Source organism: Actinomadura sp. NPDC048032 (assembly GCF_040653175.1).
GTDB classification, from domain to species: Bacteria; Actinomycetota; Actinomycetes; order Streptosporangiales; family Streptosporangiaceae; genus Spirillospora; species Spirillospora verrucosospora.
The window spans coordinates 1-5,226 of the sequence record NZ_JBEZJP010000508.1; the positions used below are offsets into that span (position 1 = coordinate 1).

Here is a 5,226-nt window from a genome sequence, read left to right on the forward strand (position 1 = left end):
GTCGAGGTCGACGGCACGCCCGTCGTCGTCGCGCGGAGCGGTGCCGTCGGCGGGGACCTCGTCCAGCGCGCACACCTTCACGTAGGTCACCTGGCCGCTCCCCGGTCCAGTTCCGCCTCGATCGCCGAGAACGGCCAGGCGTGGCTGCGCGCCGGCGCGGGCATCGTCAGCGCCTCGACCCCCGACCGCGAATACGAGGAGACCTGCGAGAAGCTCTCCAGCATCGCGCCGCACGTCGTCCCGCAGACCTGACCCGCCAGCGGGTAGGGACCCGCCATGCCGGAACTTCCCGACGTCGAAGGCTTCCGCCGGGTGCTCGCCGAGCACACCGACGAGCCGATCGCCTCAGTGTCGGTGCTCGACCCCGGCGTCCTGCGCGGAGTCACCGCCCGGCGCCTGAGCACCGCGCTGCGCGGCCACCGCTTCGAGGAACCGCACCGCCACGGCAAGTGGCTGCTGGCCCCGGCGCAGGGCCCGGTCGTCCTGCTCCACTTCGGCATGACGGGCTCGCTCACCTGGCACCACCCGGACGAGCCGCGCCACCGGCACGACCGCGTCATCTGGAGGCTCCCCGACGGCGAACTCCGCTTCCGCGACATGCGCAAACTCCAGGGCGTCCACCTGGCCGCCGACGACAGGCAGGCAGACGAGACCCTCGGAAACCTCGGCCCGGACGCCCTGGACCTCTCCCGCGACGACCTGGCCGCGACCCTCGGCGCCCACCGAGGCCGCCTCAAGACCACCCTCACGGACCAGACGGTCACCGCCGGCCTGGGCAACCTCCTGGCCGACGAGATCTGCTGGCGAGCCCGCATCAACCCCCTGCGCCCCGCCCGCGCCCTGACCGCCTCAGAAGTCACCACCCTCCACAGAGCGATGCGCCGCGTCCTCCGCGCCTCCATCAAGGCCGAACGGGTCCCACCCCGAAGAACCTGGCTGACCGGAGCCCGAGACACCCCGGCCCCCACCTGCCCCCGCTGCGGCACCCCTCTGGAGAGCCGCCGCCTCTCCGGCCGCAGAACAGTCTGGTGCCCCACCTGCCAACCCCGTGAACCATGACAAGCCGATTGACGTCTCAACCGCGATGACGCTGGGCCTGACGCGGGATCATGTTCGGAGATGTCAAGGAGGTCGAGGATGGGCAAGCCTGAGGTGTACATCTCGGTTGACGCTGAGGCCGACGGGCCGATTCCTGGGCCTTACTCCATGCTGAGCTTTGGCATGAGCGCCTGCGGAACCTTTGACGGGCGTGCGTTCAAGCCGGCCGATCCTGCCGAGACAACGTTCTACGCGGAACTGAAACCGATCAGCGACGCCTACGTCCCTGAGGCACTGGCCGTCAGCGGCCTGGACCGCGACCACCTCGCGATCGAGGGCCGTGATCCGGGTGAGGCGATGAGCGCGGCGACCGCCTGGGTGACCGCGGTGGCGAGCGCGGCGGATGCCTCGCCGGTGTTCGTGGCCTATCCGCTCGGCTTCGACTGGATGTTCCTGTACTGGTACTGGACGCGGTTCACCGACGCGGGATCTCCGTTCGGCCACTCCCGGCACCTGGATCTCAAGAGCATGTACGCCGCCAAGGCCGGCACTCCGATCACCCGCTCGACCAAACGCCAGATGCCCGCCGAGCTGCTGTCCGACCGACCGCACACGCACAATGCGCTGGATGACGCCATCGAGCAGGCGGAGCTGTTCCACAACTTGGTCCGCTGGTCCGGGCCCCCGCGTCGGCCAAGTGAGGACCTTGCGGAGTGACGCGCGATCAGCGGGCGGCTACGCGCGGGGTGTCGGGTGCATGGCCTGGACCATGGCCGCCTCACCGTCGGAACCGGGCGATATTCGGATGCGAGCTGTTTTGGAGCGGGCTACCTTTTGATCAGCGCGTCGGGTCCGGTGCACGCACGGGTCGAAGACCATCGGTTATCTCTTTCGAATAGACGCAATCCGGTGGTCGTTCCCACATCCGTGCGTGTACCCGGCCCTACGGGCCGAGCGACGCACAGGGGAAGGGCGGGTCGAAGCCCGTCGGTTATCGGATCCAACGGTCGCAGGTTCGAATCCTGCCCACCCGGCAATGCCGGGTGGTAGCTCAGCCAGGAAGAGCATTGGACTTAAAAACCCGGTGGACGCCACCACATCCGCCCTCCCCTGTGCGCTTGCTCCTCCCCCACATCCGCCCCTGAGGCGGGTCGAATTCTTTGGAGGCCGTTGATGGCCCGTGACCCTCTTGCTTCGGTGTCCACCGTGCAGACGCCGCAGAGCCGGCCGATTCCCGGCCGTGAGACCGAGCAGGTCCGCAACAACGCCGGCGGCTACGGGTTCGCCAAGGACCTGTGGACGCGGCTGGAGGACTTCCTCATCCTCGGCACCACCGGCGGCACCTACTACGTCGGCGAAGACAGGCTCACTGCGGACAACGCGCAGGTCGTGTTCGACGCCATCGCCGCGGACGGCGTCCGGGTCGTCGGCCTCGCGACGGCGATCTCAACGGCGCGTCCGCCGCGTGCTCCGAAGAACCGTCCCGCGCTTTTCGTCATGGCCGCCGCCGCGGCGCGCGGCGACGCCGGCACCCGGCAGGCCGTGAAGGCATCGCTGGCGCAGGTCGCGCGGACCACGGACCATCTCGCGTCATTCTTCGGCTACTGGAAGAACCTCGGCGGCAAGGCCACCGGCAGCGGCACGGCGCCTGTGGTCGGGCGGGCGATGCGGACCGCGCTCGCGTCGTGGTTCCTCAACGGCGACGTCGACCAGGTCGCGTGGCGAGTGTGCAAGGCTCGGCAGCGCAGGACCCCGGCCGGGGAGGCGTTCGCGCTGCGGGACGCGCTCCGCATCGCGCACCCCAAGGCCGACTCGCCGGCGCGGCGTGCGCTGTTCGGATGGATCGCCGGGAACGCCTCCGACGATGACGTCCGCGCGCGGGTGCCCGCAGTGGACGCGTTCCTCGCCGCGCAGGCCGTCACCGGCCCGGTCGACGCGATGGACGTGGTGCGGTCCCGGGGCGTGCCGTGGGAGTTCCTGCCGGACGCGGTTCTCACCGAGCCAGGCGTGTGGGACGAGCTCGTCGACACGATCGGGATGACCGCGCTGCTTCGGAACCTGTCCCGCATGACCCGGATCGGGACGCTGACGCCGATGGGTGACGCGACCCGACGCGCCGCGGACCGGCTCACCGACGCCGGCGCGCTCGCGAAGGCCCGGATCCACCCGATGGACCTGTTCCTCGCCCTGCGCGTGTACGGGAGCGGTCGCGCGCAGCCGCACCCGCACGCGGACGTGCAGCACTGGTCGCCGGTCCCGGCCATCGTCGACGCGCTCGAAGAGGCGTACGAGCTGTCGTTCGGGCACATGGAGCCGTCCGGTCGGCGCCTGCTGGTGGCGGTGGACTCCTCCGGGTCCATGAGCTTCCACCACATCACCTCGGGTGGTGCGCCGCTCGGGTCCTGCTACGAGGTCGCGAACGCGATGGCGGTCATCCTGAACCGGATCGAGCGCGGCAACTGCCACGTCATCGACGTCGACACCCAGGTCCGCGCGTCCCAGGTGACGGCGCGCACGAACCTGCGGGAGATCTCCCGTTGGCGTCCGTCGGGCGGCGGCACGGATCTGTCGCAGCCGTTCCAGTGGGCGCAGCATCAGCGTCTTGAGGTGGACGGGATGGTGCTGTTCACCGACAAAGAGACGTGGGCTGGACGGCAGCACGCGTCGCAGGCTCTGGACGCCTACCGCCAGACCGTGAACGGCGACGTTCGGGTCCTGCTCGCGGCGATGGCCGCGAACGGGCACACCATTGGCAACCCCCGCGACGAGGGCGTGCTGAACATGGCGGGCCTGGACGCGTCGCTGCCGATGGTCGTGAACGGCTACATCCGTTGAATCTCCGGGGCAGACGGCGGTCTGCCCCGGAGATGAATTCGAAGGCATTTCGCGAGCACCATTCTCTTTTCTCGATCCTGGATTCACCTTCGGCCGTAAATTCTCTCTTATAGAGTAATGGCACGACCATAAAAACTGAAGAGCCGTCCCGGCTCTTGAGTTGCTCCGCATAGCGGGCGCGACCAGGACCGGGCAGAACGTCCCGAGATCCTCCTGGCGCGCTCCACAAACCAAAGGGGATCTCGTGAATCGGAAGAGAGGGCGCCGGTGAGTCATGTCGGACCGGTGACGGCGGCGCTTGTCTCCGTCATCTTCGGGACGGCGGTCTCGTGGTACTTCTTTCGGCCGTCGTTGTGGTGCCGTTGGGCCGTCTGGAAGCAGGCCCTTCTGCTGGGCACCGCTCTGGGAGCGAACAACATGGCCTTCCAGGTCGTTCTTCGATGGTTCGGCTGGAGGTCATGCAAGGGATACCGTCGGCGGCTCGGGCGGGAACTTGTTCTCGGACGCCCTACCGGCGTTCCATGTCCTGGGCCGGCAGATTCCCAGCTGGATTCCGGGTATCGGCGTCCTGGCCGCCACGGCGGCCACGTACGCCTACTGCCAGAAGCGACTGGAGATGATCGATGGGGAGATCAAAGCAAAGGCCGACGTTGGTCCTACTTGCTGCTCTGTGCGGTCAGCGCGGTCTTCGGCCTACGCTGCGATCGACGGCGACGGCGTGACCGGCCACCGCACCCGACGGGCGAGGAGGCGGCTCAGACCCCGCGGTCGGGGACGGTCATGTCGCCCGTCTCGGGCGTCCCGTCGGCCAGGCCGTAGCGCAGGTACACGGTGCCGTTCGGGGCGGCTGCCGGCGGTTCGAGGAGGGTGACGTTCATGGGCACCGCCCCACCGTCGAAGACCTTCTTCCCGACGCCGAGCACGATCGGGTACACCCAGAGGTCGAGGCGGTCGAAGAGCTTCTCGCGCAGAAGGGTCTGCACCAGGTTCAGGCTCCCGACGACCTTCACGTGCTCGTGCCGGTCACGGATCTCGCGGACCGCGCCGGCCAGGTCCGGGCCGAGCCGCGTGGAGTCGGCCCAGGAGAGGTCCGGCCTGCCACGGGAGGCCACGTACTTCGGGACGCTGTTGAAGAGCGCGGCGATCTCGTTGTCCTCGCCTCTCTGGTGCGGCCAGTAGGCGGCGAAGATCTCGTACGTCCGCCGACCGAGCAGGAGAGCGTCCGTGCCCTCGTACGCGGCGACGACCTGTGCGCCGGCGGCCTCGTCCATCAAGGGCGCCTGCCACCCGCCGAACGGGAACCCCACCGGGTCCTCGTCGGGGCCGCCGGGTGACTGGGCAACGAGGTCGAGC

The 5,226-nt window shown here is 69.1% G+C and carries 5 protein-coding genes; 4 read left to right on the top strand and 1 reads right to left on the bottom strand.

The window, feature by feature from the left end:
• Window positions 1–144 precede the first annotated feature (144 nt).
• The 4 genes from AB0C69_RS37615 (at window position 145) to AB0C69_RS37630 (ending at window position 3,873) form a co-directional block, all read left to right on the top strand.
• Window positions 145–252, top strand: coding sequence for a hypothetical protein (locus AB0C69_RS37615; protein ID WP_360360550.1), 108 nt, complete (start codon window positions 145–147; stop codon window positions 250–252).
• A 24-nt stretch (window positions 253–276) separates the two neighbouring features.
• Window positions 277–1,059 (top strand): DNA-formamidopyrimidine glycosylase family protein, encoded by a 783-nt coding sequence (locus AB0C69_RS37620; protein WP_360360538.1) that lies wholly within the window; start codon window positions 277–279, stop codon window positions 1,057–1,059.
• A 78-nt stretch (window positions 1,060–1,137) separates the two neighbouring features.
• Window positions 1,138–1,755, top strand: coding sequence for an exonuclease (locus AB0C69_RS37625; protein ID WP_360360541.1), 618 nt, complete (start codon window positions 1,138–1,140; stop codon window positions 1,753–1,755).
• Between the two features lie 456 nt (window positions 1,756–2,211).
• Window positions 2,212–3,873, top strand: coding sequence for a TROVE domain-containing protein (locus AB0C69_RS37630; protein ID WP_360360544.1), 1,662 nt, complete (start codon window positions 2,212–2,214; stop codon window positions 3,871–3,873).
• 755 nt (window positions 3,874–4,628) lie between these two features.
• Here AB0C69_RS37630 and AB0C69_RS37635 read toward each other — a convergent pair.
• On the bottom strand, window positions 4,629–5,226 hold a 598-nt coding region (locus AB0C69_RS37635; RefSeq protein ID WP_360360547.1), incomplete at its 5' end, for a dihydrofolate reductase family protein.